Origin of the sequence: Burkholderia sp. SIMBA_062 (genome assembly GCF_046534765.1) — a bacterium.
In the GTDB taxonomy this organism is placed as follows: Bacteria; Pseudomonadota; Gammaproteobacteria; order Burkholderiales; family Burkholderiaceae; genus Burkholderia; species Burkholderia ambifaria.
This window is the reverse complement of sequence record NZ_JAWRYD010000332.1, coordinates 1-265: the sequence shown is the minus strand read 5'-3', so window position 1 is coordinate 265 and position 265 is coordinate 1. Positions and strand designations below refer to the sequence as shown.

Annotated in this window: 1 pseudogene; it reads right to left on the bottom strand. The window is 65.7% G+C overall.

Annotation, left to right across the window (positions count from 1 at the left end):
- Positions 1–64: 64 nt before the first annotated feature.
- Positions 65–265, bottom strand: a pseudogene (locus tag SB786_RS36570) (type II toxin-antitoxin system HipA family toxin); the annotation flags it as partial.

The following is a 265-nucleotide window of genomic DNA, read 5'->3' as shown; positions in this document are numbered from 1 at the left end:
GCCATCTCGGCGCGCACGCAAAAGCGTCGAGCGACTTGAACGGCGTGAGCGCCGCGCTCGGGCTTCAGCCCTTCTTGCCGTGATTCGCCATCAATTCGGAGCGGCCGATCACGTCTCGCGCGGCCTCGGCTTTATCGGCGTCCGAAAAACCCGCGGCGTCGATCACCGGCGTGAGCGCCTTGAACGCCACTTGCGGCTTGGCGCTGCGTAGCGACGCCATGCCTTCGTTCCACGCGTGCAGCATCTGCTTCGCGATCCAGTGCCA